19 protein-coding genes are annotated in these 16,903 nt (G+C 70.6%); 2 read left to right on the top strand and 17 right to left on the bottom strand.

Annotated elements, in window-relative coordinates; all coding sequences use genetic code 11:
* Positions 1-14: 14 nt before the first annotated feature.
* From CLV71_RS26110 to proC, 4 genes are all read right to left on the bottom strand, one after another.
* Entirely contained in the window at positions 15-923 is a 909-nt protein-coding gene (locus tag CLV71_RS26110) for an NAD-dependent epimerase/dehydratase family protein (protein WP_133905480.1), read from the bottom strand.
* Positions 924-1,095: 172 nt separating this feature from the next.
* Positions 1,096-1,197, bottom strand: coding sequence for a 30S ribosomal protein bS22 (locus CLV71_RS26105; protein WP_018684825.1), 102 nt, complete (start codon positions 1,195-1,197; stop codon positions 1,096-1,098).
* Positions 1,198-1,344: 147 nt separating this feature from the next.
* Positions 1,345-1,563 (bottom strand): helix-turn-helix domain-containing protein, encoded by a 219-nt coding sequence (locus CLV71_RS26100; RefSeq protein WP_133905697.1) that lies wholly within the window; start codon positions 1,561-1,563, stop codon positions 1,345-1,347.
* Positions 1,564-1,696: 133 nt separating this feature from the next.
* A complete protein-coding gene (proC, locus tag CLV71_RS26095) occupies positions 1,697-2,512 on the bottom strand; it encodes a pyrroline-5-carboxylate reductase (protein ID WP_133905479.1) in 816 nt (271 codons plus the stop codon).
* 33 nt (positions 2,513-2,545) lie between these two features.
* Between proC and CLV71_RS26090 the strand changes: the two genes are divergently transcribed.
* On the top strand, positions 2,546-2,851 hold the full coding sequence (locus CLV71_RS26090) for a hypothetical protein (protein ID WP_133905478.1): 306 nt from the start codon (positions 2,546-2,548) through the stop codon (positions 2,849-2,851).
* On the opposite strand, the gene CLV71_RS26085 is transcribed toward CLV71_RS26090, so the two are convergent.
* The 8 genes from CLV71_RS26085 to CLV71_RS26050 form a co-directional block, all read right to left on the bottom strand.
* Positions 2,848-3,696 carry a thioesterase family protein gene (locus CLV71_RS26085; protein ID WP_133905477.1) on the bottom strand — a complete coding sequence of 283 codons (849 nt, stop codon included), beginning with the start codon at positions 3,694-3,696 and terminating at the stop codon, positions 2,848-2,850. The two genes, CLV71_RS26090 and CLV71_RS26085, sit on opposite strands and share 4 nt — an antisense overlap.
* Before the next feature lie 58 nt (positions 3,697-3,754).
* Positions 3,755-4,681 (bottom strand): proline dehydrogenase family protein, encoded by a 927-nt coding sequence (locus CLV71_RS26080; RefSeq protein ID WP_133905476.1) that lies wholly within the window; start codon positions 4,679-4,681, stop codon positions 3,755-3,757.
* Between the two features lie 289 nt (positions 4,682-4,970).
* Complete coding sequence (locus CLV71_RS26075) at positions 4,971-5,744, bottom strand: sugar phosphate isomerase/epimerase family protein (protein ID WP_133905475.1); 774 nt, start codon at positions 5,742-5,744, stop codon at positions 4,971-4,973.
* Between the two features lies 1 nt (position 5,745).
* Positions 5,746-6,999, bottom strand: coding sequence for a hypothetical protein (locus CLV71_RS26070; protein WP_133905474.1), 1,254 nt, complete (start codon positions 6,997-6,999; stop codon positions 5,746-5,748).
* Positions 7,000-7,116: 117 nt separating this feature from the next.
* Positions 7,117-8,055: a Ppx/GppA family phosphatase gene (locus CLV71_RS26065; protein WP_133905473.1), complete on the bottom strand. Its 939-nt coding sequence runs from the start codon at positions 8,053-8,055 to the stop codon at positions 7,117-7,119.
* A 45-nt stretch (positions 8,056-8,100) separates the two neighbouring features.
* On the bottom strand, positions 8,101-8,787 hold the full coding sequence (locus CLV71_RS26060) for a response regulator transcription factor (protein ID WP_133905472.1): 687 nt from the start codon (positions 8,785-8,787) through the stop codon (positions 8,101-8,103).
* The gene (locus tag CLV71_RS26055; protein ID WP_243866730.1) at positions 8,784-9,911 is read right to left on the bottom strand and encodes a sensor histidine kinase; all 1,128 of its coding nucleotides are present in this window, start codon (positions 9,909-9,911) and stop codon (positions 8,784-8,786) included. The genes CLV71_RS26060 and CLV71_RS26055 overlap by 4 nt, the downstream gene beginning before the upstream one ends.
* A gap of 117 nt (positions 9,912-10,028) precedes the next feature.
* Complete coding sequence (locus tag CLV71_RS26050) at positions 10,029-10,928, bottom strand: oxidoreductase (RefSeq protein WP_133905470.1); 900 nt, start codon at positions 10,926-10,928, stop codon at positions 10,029-10,031.
* Positions 10,929-11,024: 96 nt separating this feature from the next.
* Here CLV71_RS26050 and CLV71_RS26045 point away from each other — a divergent pair, with 96 nt between their 5' ends.
* Positions 11,025-11,648: a helix-turn-helix domain-containing protein gene (locus CLV71_RS26045; protein ID WP_133905469.1), complete on the top strand. Its 624-nt coding sequence runs from the start codon at positions 11,025-11,027 to the stop codon at positions 11,646-11,648.
* A gap of 93 nt (positions 11,649-11,741) precedes the next feature.
* On the opposite strand, the gene CLV71_RS26040 is transcribed toward CLV71_RS26045, so the two are convergent.
* The 5 genes from CLV71_RS26040 to CLV71_RS26020 form a co-directional block, all read right to left on the bottom strand.
* A complete protein-coding gene (locus CLV71_RS26040) occupies positions 11,742-12,503 on the bottom strand; it encodes a phosphoglyceromutase (RefSeq protein ID WP_243866712.1) in 762 nt (253 codons plus the stop codon).
* 415 nt (positions 12,504-12,918) lie between these two features.
* Positions 12,919-13,410 (bottom strand): type III secretion system chaperone family protein, encoded by a 492-nt coding sequence (locus tag CLV71_RS26035; RefSeq protein ID WP_133905468.1) that lies wholly within the window; start codon positions 13,408-13,410, stop codon positions 12,919-12,921.
* A 168-nt stretch (positions 13,411-13,578) separates the two neighbouring features.
* Positions 13,579-14,880 (bottom strand): D-inositol-3-phosphate glycosyltransferase, encoded by a 1,302-nt coding sequence (gene mshA, locus CLV71_RS26030; protein WP_166664256.1) that lies wholly within the window; start codon positions 14,878-14,880, stop codon positions 13,579-13,581.
* 13 nt (positions 14,881-14,893) lie between these two features.
* Entirely contained in the window at positions 14,894-15,718 is an 825-nt protein-coding gene (locus CLV71_RS26025; protein ID WP_424923907.1) for an alpha/beta fold hydrolase, read from the bottom strand.
* A complete protein-coding gene (locus CLV71_RS26020) occupies positions 15,718-16,863 on the bottom strand; it encodes a L,D-transpeptidase (RefSeq protein ID WP_133905695.1) in 1,146 nt (381 codons plus the stop codon). The genes CLV71_RS26025 and CLV71_RS26020 overlap by 1 nt, the downstream gene beginning before the upstream one ends.
* Positions 16,864-16,903 lie beyond the last annotated feature (40 nt).

The following is a 16,903-nucleotide window of genomic DNA, read 5'->3' as shown; positions in this document are numbered from 1 at the left end:
GGAGCCCGAAAGCTCTAGCGGCCGCGGACGTAGTCGTCGAACGCGGCGGCGGTGGTCCACTTCGGCGTGAACCCGAACGTGGTCTTCAGCCGGGTCGTGTCGATGACGCGGCCGTAGTCGAGCAGCCGCGCCTGGCCGGGTGAGAGGTCCACCCGGCCACCGGCCAGCCGGGCGGCGGCGCCGATGGCGGCCCGGGGCATCGGCAGCGGCACGCGACCCGCACGGCGGATCGCCTGGGAGAGCATCAGCACCCCGTCGCCGCCCGCGTTGAACACGCCGGGCAGGTCGTGGGTGATCGCGCGGTCGAGCACCGCGAGCGCGTCAGCGAGGTGGAGCAGCTGCACGCGTGCGTCGAAACCGAGCACGGTCGGCACGACGGGCAGGGAGAAGTACCTGGTCAGGGCGTTGTCCACGCCGGGGCCGATGACGTCGGCCAACCGCAGCACGGTCAGCGTGACGTCGGGGCGGCGCCGGGCGAAGCCGCGGACGTAGCCCTCGACCTCGACCGTCTCGGGCGCGTCCTGCTCGGTGAACACGGCAGGTGAGCTCGCGCTCGCGCCGTACACCTCCGCGGTGGACTTCAGGACCAGCTTGCGCACGCTGCGTGCCCGCTGGCAGGCGGACAGGAGGCGCATCGTGCCGATGACGTTGAGCTCCTTGATGGCGGCCCGCCTCGACCCGACACTGGGTCGGGGCGCGGCGTGCACCACCGTGTCGACCCCGGCGGAGTCGATCAGCTTCGCGATGCGCGGGCCACGGATGTCCGCGCTCACGAACTCGACCCGCGTCGAACCGGTCGCCACGGGTGGCGCGGTGTCGACGCCCAACACCCGCTCGATGACCGGGTCGGCCGCCAACCGTGCGGCCAGCCGGCCGCCGAGCTGGTCGGCGACTCCGGTGACGAGGACAACCCTGGGCGCCATGCGACTCCGATGAATCATCACGATTGGGCGAAACGCGCTTAGCACGCGTCGGGACCGCTCGCGACTCTACATCCGAATCGTGATCGATTCGTCATCGGCAACGAGGAGTTAACGCAGGTCACACACCATGTTGGTGGATGTCACTCGTTTGGCGGACACCCACCCACAGGCGTTACTTCTTCAGTTTGCGACGCTGCACGCGGGTCTTGCGAAGGAGCTTGCGGTGCTTCTTCTTGGACATGCGCTTGCGTCGCTTCTTGATGACCGAGCCCATACGGAACCTCTGCTTCAGTCTTGTGGTCGGGTCAACCTGGAACGGCAACGACCACTCGACCAACATCCGGCGACGGACGCGCCCCATGACACCAGGCAACGGGCATCAAGATTACCTGGGGGTCACGGGGCGCTCGGCACCGGCTACCTAGCCGGCGTCGAAATAGGCGCTGCGCAGGTAGTCGTGGACCGCCTGCTCGGGCACCCGGAACGACTTGCCGACCCGCACCGCGGGCAGCTCGCCGTTGTGCACCAGCCGGTACACGGTCATCTTCGAAACTCGCATCATGGTGGCCACCTCGGCCACGGTCAGGAACTGCACCTGTGCGAGACCAGGTGGCTCCGGTTCTTTCCTGTTCGCCGGCATGCTCACCGCGTCCTTCGACACGTGTCGCGCCGCCGGCTTCCCCACCGACGGTATCGACACGCACGTGCTTCTCCCGAGACTAGCGGGACTGGTGTGACTGATGCGATGCCCGCGCCGAATTTCCTGCGCAAGATCAGGACGGGTCGTGGGCCTTCCCCAGCTCCTGCGACCGGTCGCGGGCGGCCTCGATGGCGTCCAGCAGCGCGGCGCGCACCCCGTGTTTCTCCAGCTCACGGATGGCCATGATCGTCGTGCCCGCCGGGGACGTGACGGCCTCGCGGAGTATCACCGGGTGCTCCCCGGTCTTCGCGAGCATCGTGGCGGCGCCCACGGCCGACTGGATGATCAGCTTCTCGGACACCGCACGCGGCAGGCCGAGCAGGATCCCGGCGTCGATCATGGCCTCGACCAGGTAGAAGAAGTACGCGGGCCCGGAGCCGGACAGCGCCGTGACGGCGTCCTGCTGCGACTCGGGCACCCGAACGACCATGCCGACGACCGACAGCAGCTCCTCGACGACCGCCAGGTGGTCGTTGGTGGCGTGCCTGCCGGGCGAGATGGCCGACATGGCCTCGCCGACGACCATCGGCGTGTTCGGCATGACCCGCACGACCGGCACACCGTCGTCGAGGCTGCGCTCGTAGAGGCTCGTCGGCAGCCCCGCGCACAGCGAGACGACCAGCGTGTCGGCGGTCGCGTGCGGGGCCAGCTCGTCGAGGAGCGGTTCGATGTCCTGGGGCTTGACGGCGACGATCAGGACGGCCGCCTCCTTCGCCGCGGTGGCGACGTCCACGGCGGCCACGCCGTAGCGGGCGGTCAGCTCGGCGGCGCGCTCCGGATGCCGTTCGGTGAACATCAGCTCTTCGACCCGGCGACCGCCGGTGAGCAGCCCGGACAGGAGCGCCTCACCGATCTTGCCTGCCCCGAGCACCGCGATGGAATCTGTCATGCGGGACAGCGTGCCACGCTAGCGTTCCCGGGCATGTCCTCCGGTTCCGCCTTCCCACTCGGGCTCGTCGTCGGCATCGCGCTGACGGTCCTGGCGTTCGTGCTCTCACGTTCGCGCCGCCGCCCGCCACCGCCGCCGTTGGACGAACTGGTCGCCCTGGTCAGCGAGGAGACCCTCGTGCGGGCACGTCAGCTCGTCGCAGAGGGCCGCATCGTGCACGCGGTCAAGGCGGTACGGGACGAGACCGGAATGGACCTCAGGAGCGCCAAGGCGGTCGTGGACACCCTTCCCCGACCGGGCCGGGGCGACGACGGCCTCGGTCGCGCCAGGAACGACTAGGGCTTCGCGGACAGCGCCAGCTGGCGGGCCTGGCAGACGAGGCGGCCGGTCGCGTCGACGACCGTGGCGTCGGCGTCGAACCACGGGCCGTGGACGGCCTTGCAGTCGACCTGGATGCGTAGCCAGCCGGGGGCGGGGCGGGAGCGGAGCAGTGCGGTGAGCTGGACGGTCGGGGACCAGCCGAAGCGGCCGAGGTTGAACGTCACCGGCGGCGAGATGTCGCCGACCAGCAGAGCGAAGTAGGGGTCCACCTGCTCGTTGCGCGGCCTGGCCCATAACCGCAGGCGCGGCGGGTCGCTCGTCTGGCCGTGCAGGAACCCCGCGCCGTTCGGGTCGAGGCGCACGTCGCAGCCCTCGATGAGGCGGAACACCGACGCCAGGGGCAGCGATGCCATGTCCAGTGCGTTGCCGGGTGGCTCGGCGGGCAGGTTCGGCAGGTCCGACCACGCCGCCCGCTCGCGGGGCAGGCGCCCGGTGGTCACCACGCCCTCGACGCACGACTGGCCGCGCTGCTCGAGCTGCACGCTCACGACCGTCGTCTGGCGGCCGTTCTTGCGGATCTCGGTGCGCAGCAGCACCGGCCCCAGCTCGGGGGCACGCAGGAAGTGGGCGGTGACCGTCAACGGGTCGGCGCCGGGCGAACCGGCGCCTGCCGCCGCCACGCCGACCCGCGCCAGCATCGCCAGGAGGAACCCGCCGTGTGGTTTGCCGCCGATGGTCCACGGGGCGGGGAGGGTGGCGGCGAACGTGCCGTCTCCCAGGGGACGGACCCGTGAGGCGGTCGTGAACGGCCCGGCCGAACCCTGCCCGGCGCGCGCGTCGCCGTGGCCCGCAAGACTGCTCATGATTATTACCCTGCCACGTCCGGGGGCCCTTGATCAGACCGTGGTACCAGATTCTTGATCACTTACGGGATACCAAGGCGCGCAAGAAGAACGCGGTGTTCGCCGGACGCTCCGCCAGCCTGCGCATGAGGTAGCCGTACCACTGCACGCCGTAAGGGACGTACACGCGGACCGTGTGGCCGCTGTCTGCCAGCCGGGTCTGCTCGTCGGGTCTGATCCCGTACAGCATCTGGAACTCGAAGCTGCCCGGCTTGCGGCCGAGCGAGTCCGCGCGGGTGCCGATGATCTCGACGAGGCGCGGGTCGTGCGTCGCGAACATGGGGAAGCCGTCACCGCGCAACAGGACGTTCGCGCAGCGGACGTAGCTCAGGTCGACCTGGTGGGGGTCGGGGTAGGCGACCTCGGGGGGTTCGGCGTAGGCGCCCTTGCACAGCCGCACGCGCGAGCCCGTGCCCGCGAGGCGAGCCGAGTCCAGCTCGGTGCGGTGCAGGTAGGACTGCAGGACCGCGCCGACCCACGGCCACGTCGCCCGCAGCTCGGCGAGCACGCGGAGGGTGGAGTCGGTGGTGGTGTGGTCCTCCATGTCGAGGGTGACCGTGGTGCCCGCCTGCTCGGCCCTGGCGCAGATGCGGGCGGCGTTCTCGACGGCGAGCCGGTCGTCGAGTGCCTGCCCGACCGCGGAGAGCTTGACGCTGACCTCGGCGTGCTTGGCCAGGCCGTCCGCCTGGAGGCCGTCGAGGAGGTCGAGGTAGGCCTGGACGGTCTGCTCGGCGAGCGCCTTGTCGGTGGTGTCCTCGCCGAGGTAGTCCAGGGTGACGTTCAGTCCTCTGGCGACGAGCTCACGGGTGACGTCGATCGCGTCGGCGGTGGTCTCACCGGCCACGAACCGCCGGACGACGTCGCGGCTCACCGGCGCGGTCGCGACCTGACGACGGATCACGTCGTTGCCGGCCGCGGCCAGGATCAGGCTGCGTAGGGGGTGCACGAACCGGACTCTACGGCCCGTCACCCGACCGTGGGTCGCGAGCGACTCGGATCACCCCGGTGGATCACCGGCCGGGCCGGGACGCGTTGTCGGCCAGGTCGCGAAGCATCCGGGCGACAGTGCCGCCACGAGGCGCCGTCGAAGAATTCCTTGCCTGCCCAGATGGTTGCGCAGGCAGCCCCCACCCATTCCCGGGGGCACCCCGCCACGCCAGTCTATCGGCAGGGGGTGACGGGGAGGGGAAAGTCGATCTTGGCTGTGGACAACCCGGGCGGCTGTGGACAAACCGCTACTGGCCCAGGTGCAGGCGGGCGAACAGCAGTGACTCCGCCAGGTCCTTGGTCCGGTCGGCAGGGGTGTGGGCCCTGCGGGTGTTGATCTCGACGATCACCTGTCCGTCGAAGTCGGCGACCGACTCGCAGACCTCCGCGCACGGCTGGTTGCCCCGCCCAGGGACCAGGTGCTCGTCGGTGGGCAGACCCGTGCCGTCTGCCAGGTGGACGTGGCGGAGCGCGCCGCCCATGCGGCGGCGCAGCGCCACGGCGTCCGTCCCCGCCGTGGCCGTGTGGGACAGGTCCAGCGTGTAGTTGCGGTAACCCACGTCCGTCGGGTCGATGGAGGGGGCGAACGCCGACACCTCGCGCCCGAACCGCCGCACCGGGAACATGTTCTCCACCGCGATGGCGATGCCCGACCGGTCCTCCAGCTCCGCCACCAGGTCGGCGAAGCCCTCCGCGTAGCGGCGTTGCCAGCGGAACGGCGGGTGGATCACGACCGTCGGCGCGCCCAGCTCCTCCGCGGCCGCCACCGAGCGGCGCAGGCGCTCCTCCGGCAGCGGCGACCACACCCGCTGCGTGATCAGCAGGCAGGGCGCGTGCACGGCCATCACGGGCACGCCGAACTGTGTCGACCGACGCCTGAGCCCCGCCGGGTCCTGGCTGAGCGGGTCGGCCCACACCATCACCTCGACGCCGTCGTAGCCGAGCGTCGCCGCCGACTCGAAGGCCGAGGACGCCGAACGCGGCCACACCGAGGCCGTCGAGAGGCCGACGCGGACGGCCACGTCAGCGGTTCAGCAGCAGCAACGCAGCGGGTGACACCGTCACCACGAGGCCGACCAGCACCGCGAGGACCGTGGTCTGCAGGTCCTCCGCCCGGCGGATCTTCCTGACGATCAGCACGAGACCCGTGGTCACGACCAGCGCCACCACCAGTGCGGCAGCGGGCAGGAAGCCCCAGAGCCAGTTGAACCCCAGCCACACCGCGGCGCCGCCGATGACGCCGAGTGCGAGCTGGCCGATCATCACCACCCACTCGCCGACCGCCGAGCGCTCACGCGGCTCGTCGTCGAGGTCGTCGTCCTCGAGGTCCTCCAGCTCGTCGAGGTCGTCGTCGTCGAGGCGGCGGCGGTCGTCCTCGACGACCAGGTCGTCGTACTCGCCGGTCTCGTAGCGGCGCTCGGCCGAGTCGTACCGGTCGGCGGGGTAGCGCTCGCCGGTGTCGTACCGGTCGTCGGGGTCCGCGGCCGGGTACGGGGCGCGGTAGTCGTCCTCGTCCGGCGGCATGTCCGCGTACGGGTCGTGCTGCGGCGGGTAGACCGGCGAGATCTGCGTGCGGCTGTCCCCACCGGGAGCAGGCCTGCGACCGGTCATCGAACCGTCGACCGGGACGCGGCCCGGCACCCTCGGCAGCTCCTCGGTGGTCTCCGCCGACGCGCCCGAGGACATGGGCGGCATCGACGGCGGCGGCGGGGCGTCCGAGTCGAGCCTCGGCCGGATGCCGGAGCGGTCCCGCGTGCCACCCGCCGGGGGCGGCAGCGGCACCCGCTGGGACTGCTGGGGGCGGGGCAGCTGCTGCGACGGCTGCGGCAAGTAGCCGCGCGCGGTCGGCTCGGCGGGTGCGCGGCCGGGCTGGGGCATGCGGCTCGACGACTGCTGACCCGGTCCCGGCCCGGGGTTGGGGCGGGGCTGCTGGGACGGTTGTGGCGGCAGGGGTCTCGGGATGTGCTGCGAGGACTGCTGACCCGGCTGCGGCGGCAGGGGCTGACGGCGTCGCGGCTCCGGCTGGCGCTGGTAGTCGGGCGGCGGGGCGCCCCTGCGGTGCGAGGTGCGCTCCGGCGGCGGCATGTCGTCGCGGATGGCCTGCATCTCGCCCGACTCCGAGAGGACGCGCTCGATGATCTGCTGCGCGCCGGTGTCGTTCATGTCGTCCGCACGACGACGACGGCGACGGGGTTGGTTGCCCGACTCCGCGCCGTACTTGGCGAGCAGCTCAGCGACAGTGCGCTGCGGCTGCTCGGGTCCGCCTTCGTGACTCATCGACTCCACCGTGCCCGGTGCCGGCCAGTTCGTCCAGCGACGGCATCCTCCAGGCCCTCATCCTCGCAACGTGCAGACCACATTATGAATGGCCTCCGGTGACGTACTCGCCGCGCATCACGGCTCCTCCCCATCAGCCTGGTCGAGCCGTCGCAGGATGACTCCCTCACGCAGCGCCCACGGACAGATCTCCAACTCCTGAAGTGACAGGGCACGCATCGTGGCCTGCGCCACCAACGCGCCCGCGACGAGCTGGTGCGCGCGGCTCGCACTCACCCCGTCGAGCTCGGCGAGGTCGGCGGCGCTCATCCGCGTGATGAACGCGCTGAGCTGCCGCAACCCCGACTCCGTGAGCACCCGGCGGACCCGCAGGCCCGCCGAGGACGGCGCCGCGCCGGTCAGCCGCGCGAGCGTGCGGAACGTCTTCGACGTCGCCACCGCGCGGTCCGGCCTGCCCTGTTTCGCCATCTTCCTCGCCACCGGCGCGAGCTGGTCGGCGAGCCACTCGACGGTCGACGCGACGTCCGCCCGCGTCGGCGGGTCGGTGGTGAAGCGCTCCCGGGTGGTCCGACCGGCACCGAGCGGCACGGACTTGGCGTACTCGGGCGCCTCGTCCATGCCGATGGCAAGTTCCAGCGAACCGCCGCCGATGTCCACGACCAGCAGGCGCCCGGCCGACCAGCCGAGCCACCGGCGTGCGGCCAGGAACGTCAGCTTCGCCTCGTCCTTGCCGGTGAGGACCCGCAGCTCGACGCCGGTCTCGTCGCCGACCCTGGCCAGCACGTCGGCGACGTTCCCGCATTCGCGCACCGCCGAGGTCGCGAAGGCCATCAGGTCCGCGCAGCCCAGCTTCGCGGAGGAACGCTTGGCGTCGGCGACCGTGCGGACCAGGTCGTCGACGCCCTCGTCGGACAGGTCGCCGCCGTCAGTGAGCCGTTCGGCCAGACGCAGGACCGTCCGCTGCGAGCTGGCGGGCATCGGGTGCGCGCCACGATGCGCGTCCACGACAAGAAGGTGGACGGTGTTGGACCCCACGTCCAAGACCCCTAGGCGCACGGGGCGAAAGGTTACCTGTAGGTCGCGACTTGGGAAGGGTTTCCGTCACGATTCGAACTTGTACCCCAGGCCACGCACGGTGACGAGGTGCCTCGGCGAGGCGGGGTCCGGCTCGATCTTGGAACGCAGCCGCTTGACGTGGACGTCGAGGGTCTTCGTGTCGCCGACGTAGTCCGCGCCCCACACCCGGTCGATCAGCTGGCCGCGTGTGAGCACCCGCCCGACGTTGCGCAGCAGGTACTCCAGCAGGTCGAACTCCTTCAGCGGCAGCGGGATCTCGGTGCCGTCGACGGTCACGACGTGCCGCTCCACGTCCATCCGGACCGGGCCCGCGGCGAGCACCTGCGGCAGCAGTTCGCCGTCGCCGGACTCGCCGCCTCGGCGCAGCACGGCGCGTACCCGGGCGATGAGCTCACGGGCCGAGTACGGCTTGGTCACATAGTCGTCGGCGCCGATCTCCAGCCCGACGACCTTGTCGATCTCGCTGTCGCGTGCCGTGACCATGATCACGGGCACCGTCGAGCGCTGCCGCAGCGCCTTGCACACGTCGGTGCCGCTCATCCCCGGCAGCATCAGGTCCAGCAGCACGATGTCCGCGCCGTTGCGGTCGAACTCCTCCAGCGCCTGCTGGCCGGTGCTCGCGACCGCGGCCGTGAAGCCCTCTTTGCGCAGCAGGAAGGCCAGCGGGTCGGCGAACGACTCCTCGTCCTCGACGATCAGCACCCTGGTCACTGCTTTCCTCCGTTGTTGGAGTTGGGATGCGCGGGTATGCGCAGCGTGAACGTGGACCCGGTGCCCGGCCGGCTCCACAGCTTGACCTCGCCACCGTGGTTGGCGGCGACGTGCTTGACGATGGCGAGGCCGAGGCCGGTGCCGCCGGTGGCGCGGGAGCGGGCCTTGTCGAGCCGGTAGAACCGCTCGAAGACGCGCTGCTGCTCCTCCTCGGGAATGCCCATGCCCCGGTCGGTCACGGACAGCTCGACGAAGTCGCCGACCTGGCGGCGGCTGATCGAGACCGGGCTGCCCGGGCTGGAGTAGGCCACGGCGTTCTCCAGGAGGTTCGCGAGCGCGGTGACCAGCAGCGTGCGGTCGCCCTCGACGAGCAGGCAGGAGTCCGTGTCGGTGGCGATGTCGATGCCGGTGTTCTCGGCCGAGAGCTTGGCCCGGCCCAGCGCGTCGCGCACCACGGCGTCGATGTCGACCGCGTTCAGCTCGGGGAGGCGTTCCGCGCCCTGCAGGCGGGACAACGCGATGAGCTCGGTGACCAGGGTGCCGAGGCGGGTGCCCTCGTGGAGGATCTTGGTGGTGAAGCGGCGGACGGCCTCCGGGTCGTCCGCCGCGTCCAGCACCGCCTCGGCGAGCAGCGCCATGGCACCGACGGGGGTCTTCAGCTCGTGGCTGACGTTGGCCACGAAGTCGCGGCGGGTGGCCTCGAGGCGGACCGCCTCGGACTCGTCCGAGGCGTCGACGGCGAGGAAGCCGTCGCCGAGCGGCCGGATCTCGCCACGCACCGCCTCCGGGCCCCGCCCGAAGCTGCGTTCCTGGGGCCGCAGCTCGATCTCGACCGTCTCACCGGTCTCCTTGACCAGCTCGGCGGCCTTCTTGGTGTGGTTGTCCACGCGGCGGTTGCGGACGACCCCCAGTTCTTCGGCGCGCGGGTTGTGCTGCACGACGTCGCCGAACTCGTTGAGGATGACGACCGCGTTGTGCGACGACTGGACCAGGCGTTGCAACAGGACCGAGATGGTCGGTCCGGCGGGAGGCGCCGCCGCCGCCCGGTGTCGTGCCCTGGCGATCCCCGCACCGGCCAGAAGGCCGACGACCAGTGCACCGGCTGTCAGGAAAGTCCAGACCAAGTCGGTCACGAACGAATCGTAAGCAGGTCAGGGGTGGTGTGGACCAGTGCGCCACGGGCATAGGTGATTGTTCCGACACCCAACAGAGCTGTTGTTCTTCCTGGCGTCAGCCGCAGTTCACCCGATCGTGTCCAACCGGGACAGGTCCTCGTCGGTCAGTCGCAACCCGGCGGCCGCGACGTTCTCCTCCAGATGCGCCGGATCGCCGGTGCCGGGGATGGCGAGGACGTTCGGGCCCCTGTGGAGGGTCCACGCGAGCCGGACCTGGGCCGGGGTGGCGTCGTGTGCCCTCGCGACCTCGGCGACCACGTCCGTGCCGGTCTCGTCGGCGGGTGCGAAGGGCGACGCGCCGGGCACGCTCGCCCCGATGGCGAAGAACGGGACGAACGCGACACCGTGCTCCGCGCACAGCTCGATGAGCGCGTCGTCCTCGCGGCGCGTGGTCAGTCCGTACTGGTTTTGGACGCACACGACCGGTGCGACGGCCATGGCCTCCTTCAGGTGGTCCGCGCCGATGTTGGAGATACCGAGATGCCGAATGAGACCCTCCTGCTGGAGCTCGGCGAGGGCCTCGAACCGGTCCCTGAGCGAGTCCGTGCCCCGGTCCAGCCCCTGGCCGATGCGGAGGTTGACGACCTCGAGGCGGTCGAGGCCGAGCTGGCGGAGGTTCTCCTCGACCTGGCCTCGGAGTCCGTCCTTCGTCGTCACCTGGTGGAAGGCGCCACTGGAGTCGCGCCCCGGCCCGACCTTGGTGGTGATCACGAGGTCCTCCGGGTAGGGGCGCAGGGCGGTGTTGATCAGCTCGTTGGCCGAGCGGGGACCCGCGAAGTAGAAGGCCGCGGTGTCGATGTGGTTGACACCAAGCTCGACGGCCCTCCTGAGCACCCCGATCACCTGGTCGCGGTCGCTGGGCGTGCCGTCGGACCTGCTCATGGTGCGCATGGCCCCGTAGCCGAGGCGGTTGACGGTGCGGTCCCCGAGCTGCCAGGTCCCGGCGGCGTTGGCGTTCGTTGTCATGGTTCCCACCATGGCCGCGCGGCGTTGACCCTGCTCGAATTGGCAACTTCTTGCCGACTTCGACGCGGGGACCACCTGGCGAGGAGACTCGGGGGTATGAGCACTTCTGTCGTCCACGGCGAGGAGGAGCTGTTCGCCCGCACGGGACACCTGTTCGCGACGGCTTCGGAGATCGTCTGCGCGGCACGCGACCTGAGCACGTGGGCGTGGACCCGACGTGCGCCCACGCCGCCGTCCACACCCAGCCGGGTGCGCAAGCTCCACCAGCCGGGGGCGCTGCTGAACCCGTCGACGGCGCAGCACCTGCGTGCGGTGGCGGCGCTGGGGGCGTCGATCCGCATCACCCAGGCCGACCTGAACGAGACGATCATCATCGACGGGCGGTTCGCGATCCTCGCGGGTGACCTGCGGGACGGTCTGCGCAGCTACGGGGTGGTGTCGGAGCCCGCGGTGGTGCAGAACGTGCAGTCGCTGTTCGACGCGGCGTGGCGGTCGGCCACCGAGCTGGACGTCTACGACGCGCAGAACGCGGAGCTGTGCGCGATGGCGCCCCGGGTAATGGAGCTGCTGGCGACCGGGTGCAAGGACGAGACCGCCGCGCGGACGCTCGGCCTCGGGGTTCGGACCTACCGGCGGCGGGTCGCCGAGGTGATGGCGGCACTCGGTGCGGAGTCGCGCTTCCAGGCAGGAGTGCGAGCCCGCGAGCTGGGCCTGATCTAGCCCCCCACCCCCACCCCGCAGACTGCACTGAAGGACGCCTTCGTAACGCTGGGCGTAACGAAGGACGCCTTCAGTGCAGTTGTCGGTGCGGGGTCAGCGGCCCTGGTTGGCGACCGCGGCGGCGGCCTTCTCCGCCTCCTCCGGGTCCAGGTAGGTGCCGCCCGGGTTCAGGGGTTCCAGCTGCTCGGAGAGGTCGTACCGCAGCGGGATGCCGGTCGGGATGTTGAGACCGGCGATCGCCTCCTCGGAGACCTTGTCCAGGTACTTCACCAACGCGCGCAGCGAGTTGCCGTGGGCCGCCAGCAGGACCGTCCTGCCCGAGCGCAGGTCCGGGACCACCGAGGACTCCCAGTACGGGAGCATGCGCGCGACCACGTCCTTCAGGCACTCCGTGCGCGGGCTGTCGATGCCCGCGTAGCGCGGGTCCGCGTCCTGGGAGAACTCGGAGCCGAGCTCGATCTCCGGAGGCGGGGTGTCGTAGGAGCGACGCCACTGCATGAACTGGTCCTCGCCGAACTCCGCGAGGGTCTGCTTCTTGTTCTTGCCCTGCAACGCGCCGTAGTGGCGTTCGTTCAGGCGCCAGTCCCGCCGGACGGGGATCCAGTGGCGGTCCGCGACGTCGAGGGCGAGGTTGGCCGTGGCGATGGCCCTCCGCAGCACCGAGGTATGGACCACGTCGGGCAGCAGCCCCGCCTCGCGGAGCAGCTCGCCGCCCCGCCGGGCCTCCTTCTCGCCCTTCTCCGACAGCGGCACGTCGACCCAGCCGGTGAACAGGTTCTCCGCATTCCAGACGCTCTCACCGTGACGGAGAAGAACCAGCGTTCCCACCGAGGAGCCGTACATCGATCCAGACATGTCCCGCAGCCTGCCAGACCAATGCAAACAATGAGTGAGGACCCACGGCCGGGTCCACCCGTTCGGGGCAAGCTGAGTGCTCCGAACAACCCTTGGTGGATCAAGGTCGTAAGGGTCGTGATCAGATCGTTACCTACGGAGCGCGATTACCCCTTCGCGTATCGAACAGTGGCCTTGTGTAACCGCCCGACTTCTGACAGGTTGACGAAGCCCTTGCGGATCAGCTCCCACGCACTCCCTGATCCGTCGGGGCAGCAGTACGGCTCGTCTCCCCTGCCGAGCCGTACCCCGCCCGGATACCCAGGGTGCCCCCCGCTCAGGGCTCCGACGCGGCGGGAACCTAAACGCGGGGCGGCTTGGGATCGCGACTCCCCCCTCGCCCAAGCCGCTCCGCGAACCCACCGTGCATACAAAATCAAACGTCCCGCGACGGCGTCAGCATGTGCTCGAACGCCTTCAGGTTCGCGAGCGACTCCCCGCGTGACAGCCGCCAGTCGTACTCCCGGCGGATCGACGTGGCGAAACCCAGCTCCAGCAACGTGTTGAAGTCGCCGTCGGCCGCCTCCAGCACCTGGCCGAGCAGCCGGTCCAGCTCGTCGGGTGTCACCGCTTCGTGGGACACCCGGCCGACGAGGTAGATGTCACCCAGCTGGTCGACGGTGTAGGCCACTCCGTAGAGCTTCGCGTTGCGCCGCAGCATGAACCGGTACACGTCCTCGTGCGCCTCGTCCGGCCGCCTGCACACGAACGCCTCGACCACCAGCGCGTGCGGGTTTTCCCGCAACCACACGTTGGTCTGGAGCTTCTTCGTCCCGGGCAGCGTCACGAAGTACCGGCCGGTGCCCGGCGTCGTGAACTTCAGCTCACGCTCGCCGAGAAACTCCTCGATGACCTCGGACACGCTCACACCGCCACCTCACCCGCTCCGCGGCGCCGGAACGCTCCGCAGACTCCGCTCACGACCCCACCTCACCCGCTCCGCGGCGCCGGAACGCTCCGCAGGCTCCGCTACACCGCCGCCCTCCGCAAGCTCGGCAGCGCCGTGAACAACGACGGTTCGCTCCGCAAGCTCCGCTCACACCGCCACCTCCGCAGCGAACAACGCACGCCGGAACGCGGACGCCGCGTCGGCATAGCCCGCGACGAGCGCGTCGGTCGTACGGTCCCACGAGAACCCGGTGGCGTGCTCGACGGCGCCCGCGGCCAGCTTCGCGCGTGACTCCAGCGCCGCGACCAGCGCGGACGCCCACGTGTCCGCCCGGTGCCCGGCGACCAGCAGGCCCGACCGCCCGTCCGCCACGGCAACGGGCAGCCCACCGACCGCGGCGGCGACCACCGGCGTGCCACACGCCTGTGCCTCCAGCGCGACCAGCCCGAACGACTCGTTGTGGCTCGGCACCGCGACGACGTCGGCGGCCACGAACACGTCCCGCAGCGCCGCGCCCCTTCGCGGCGGCATGAAGCGCACGACGTCGGCGATCCCCAGCGACTCGGCCAGCTCCTGCAGTGCGGTCGGCGCCTCGAGCCCCGTGCCGGACGGGCCGCCGACGACGGGCACGACCAGCCGCGACCGTGGCACGGCACCCCGCGCCAGCAGCTCGGCGGCCGCGCGGAGCAGCACGTCGGGCGCCTTCAACGGCTGGATCCGCCCGACGAAGGTCAGCACGATCGCGTCCGCCGGGATGCCGAGCACCTGCCTGGCCTCCTGCTGGGACCCCGGCCTGAACAGGTCGAGGTCCACGCCCGGCGCGACCGTGTGCACCTTGTCCGCCGGGGCCCCGTACAGGTCGACGAGCTGACCCGCCTCGACGTCGGTGTTCGCGATCAGCTGGTCCGCCTCGTCGACGACCTGCTGCTCGCCGATCTCCCGCAACCTCGGCTCCGGGGTGTCACCCTCCGCGAGCGCCGCGTTCTTGACCTTCGCGAGCGTGTGCGCCGAGTGCACGAGCGGCACGCCCCAGCGGTCCCGCGCGAGGAAGCCGACCTGGCCGGACAGCCAGTAGTGCGAGTGGACGAGGTCGTAGTAGCCGGGCTCGTGCCGTGCCTCCGCCCGCAGCACACCCGCGGTGAACTGGCACAGCTGCGCGGGTAACTCCTCGCGGGCGAGCACCTCGTACGGACCGGCGGTGACGTGGCGCACCAGCACCCCGGGCGCCAGCTCGGCGACGGGCGGCAGGTCCGAGGACGTCGCGCGGGTGAACACCTCGACCGCGACACCCTGTCTGGCCAGCCGCGTGGCGGTCTGCGTGATGTAGACGTTCATGCCACCCGCGTCGCCGGTGCCAGGTTGCTCCAGCGGCGAGGTGTGCAACGACAGCACGGCGACCCGTCGGGGCAGCCTGCGCAGCCTGACGACGGACCCATCTCGGACCGACACATCCACCCCCGACTCAGTGGTTGGTGACCGACCCCGCGAACTCGAGCAGGGCCGCGTTGAACTCCTCACGACGTTCCGTGAACGGCAGATGTCCTACCGAAGAGATCCAACGCATTTCGGCGCCCGGAATCTTCCCCACGGCGTACTCCGCGCTGCTCGGTGCCACCACCGCGTCCTCGGTGCCGTGCACGACGAGGGTGGGCACGTCGACCGAGGCGAGCACGTCCGCGCTGCCGACATCCCGTCTGAACAGCGCTTTTCGCACGGCGGGCGGCACGGACAGCATCTCGCCGACGTGCCGCTGGACCTCGGGTCCCGGCCGGGGAGCCGCCGTCATCCGCTTCGCGAGGGTCGTCAGCGCGGGGACGGCCTCGTCGGGGTCGTCGGACAGGCTGGGCCGCATGGTCCCGTCCCACGCGGCGCCGATCGCGCCACCGGGCCGGTCACGGCCCATTTCCGTCAGCGCACCGACCAGCACCAGGCCCGCCACGCCCGCGGTGCCGCGTTCGCGCAGGTAGTCGGTGACGACGAGACCGCCGTAGGACCAGCCGACGAGCAGCGCGGGGCCGCCGGCACGGGCCAGCACCGCGGCGATGTCGTCCGCCCAGGTCGAGGCCCGGTCGTAGCCGCTGACGGGGATGTCGGAGGAGCCGTGTCCACGCAGGTCGAGAGCGATCAGCCGGTGCCGGGCGGCCAGCTCGAGGTCGTCGAGCTGGCCGTCCCATGCCCGGTTCGAGGACGCCCAACCGTGTACGAACACGATCGGGAATCCCAGCGGGTCACCGACGGAACGCACCGCGAGGCGCACCCCCTCGGCACCGCGAAGGTGGTCGTGCACTAGCTGAGCGCCGACATGGACTTCCACTGGTCCCACGAGATGAGCCAGTCGAACACGTCCGAGGTGGTCGGGAAGTTGGCCACCGAGCCGGAGATCTCCACCGGGTCGCCGATCAGCGCGCTGTCGAAGTAGGCCTTGGCGTCCGGCTCCAGCAGGTTGACGCAGCCGTGCGAGCTGTTCTTCTTGCCGATGTTGGCGTGGTTCTCCTCGTTCTCGTGGATGAACTCGCCGTGGTTGGAGATGCGGACGGCCCACTTCTTCTTGACGTTCGTGTAGCCGTACTTCGGGTTGGAGAAGTCGCCGATCGGCTCCTTCGACATGACGATCACGGTGCCGTTCGGCGTGGTGCGGTCCGGGTCGCCGTCGAGGCCGTTGCTGGACGGGTAGCTCGCGACCAGCCCACCGTCGCGGTACACGTTCATCACGTGGTCCGGCGTGTTGATCTTCACGACCTGGTTGCGGCCGATGGTGAAGTTCGTCGACAGGTCGGACTTGCCGTACGCGCCGCCGCCGTAGGCGACGCCGTACAGCTTCGCGTTGACGGTGACCTGCGTGTTCGCCGGCCAGTACTCCTTGGGCCGCCAGTCGACCTGGCTCTTGCTGACCCACGCCCACGAGCCCTCGACGGGCTGGGAAGTCTGCACCTGGAGCGCCTTCTCGACGGCGGCCTTGTCCTGCGGGCCACCCTCGGGGAACTTGATGCTGATCGGCATGCCGACGCCGACACTCGCGTTGTCACCGGGGTTGATCGTCGCGCGTGGCGTCGACGCCGGGGTCAGCGTGGTGAACGAGCCCTTCGAGGTGGTCACCTTGCCCTGGGCGTTCTTGGCCGTCGCCGTGTAGCTGTAGGTCTTGCCGTAGCCGAGCACCTCGCCGGACGCCCAGCTCTTCTTGTCCTCCGCGATGGCCCCGTTGACCGGCTGTCCCTCGGCGTTGGTGACAGTCGCCTCGGTCAGCTCACCCCCGGCCACACTGATCTTGACGGGTTCGGTCACCGCGACGTCCTTCGCACCGTCCTGCGGCGCGAAGGCGATCTTGGCGGCCGCCGCGTTCTTCTGCATCGGCCCGCCGCCGCTGGGGCTCCCGCCCTCGTCGGACGTGCAGGACGCGAGCAACGTGATCGTGGCGACCAACGTCGCGGCCATGCCGAGCAGCCGCCGTCCGGATCTCACCGTTAAAACCTCC

This window comes from Actinophytocola oryzae (genome assembly GCF_004364325.1).
GTDB lineage: Bacteria > Actinomycetota > Actinomycetes > Mycobacteriales > Pseudonocardiaceae > Actinophytocola > Actinophytocola oryzae.
This window is presented reverse-complemented; position numbering and strand designations above follow the sequence as displayed.

Coding starts and splice junctions, on each gene's coding strand:
- CLV71_RS26110 (WP_133905480.1), bottom strand. CDS start 923: ATGGCGCCCAGGGTTGTCCTCGTCACCGGAGTCGCCGACCAGCTCGGC.
- CLV71_RS26105 (WP_018684825.1), bottom strand. CDS start 1,197: ATGGGCTCGGTCATCAAGAAGCGACGCAAGCGCATGTCCAAGAAGAAG.
- CLV71_RS26100 (WP_133905697.1), bottom strand. CDS start 1,563: ATGCCGGCGAACAGGAAAGAACCGGAGCCACCTGGTCTCGCACAGGTG.
- proC (WP_133905479.1), bottom strand. CDS start 2,512: ATGACAGATTCCATCGCGGTGCTCGGGGCAGGCAAGATCGGTGAGGCG.
- CLV71_RS26090 (WP_133905478.1), top strand. CDS start 2,546: ATGTCCTCCGGTTCCGCCTTCCCACTCGGGCTCGTCGTCGGCATCGCG.
- CLV71_RS26085 (WP_133905477.1), bottom strand. CDS start 3,696: ATGAGCAGTCTTGCGGGCCACGGCGACGCGCGCGCCGGGCAGGGTTCG.
- CLV71_RS26070 (WP_133905474.1), bottom strand. CDS start 6,999: ATGAGTCACGAAGGCGGACCCGAGCAGCCGCAGCGCACTGTCGCTGAG.
- CLV71_RS26050 (WP_133905470.1), bottom strand. CDS start 10,928: ATGACAACGAACGCCAACGCCGCCGGGACCTGGCAGCTCGGGGACCGC.
- CLV71_RS26045 (WP_133905469.1), top strand. CDS start 11,025: ATGAGCACTTCTGTCGTCCACGGCGAGGAGGAGCTGTTCGCCCGCACG.
- CLV71_RS26040 (WP_243866712.1), bottom strand. CDS start 12,503: ATGTCTGGATCGATGTACGGCTCCTCGGTGGGAACGCTGGTTCTTCTC.
- CLV71_RS26020 (WP_133905695.1), bottom strand. CDS start 16,863: ATGGCCGCGACGTTGGTCGCCACGATCACGTTGCTCGCGTCCTGCACG.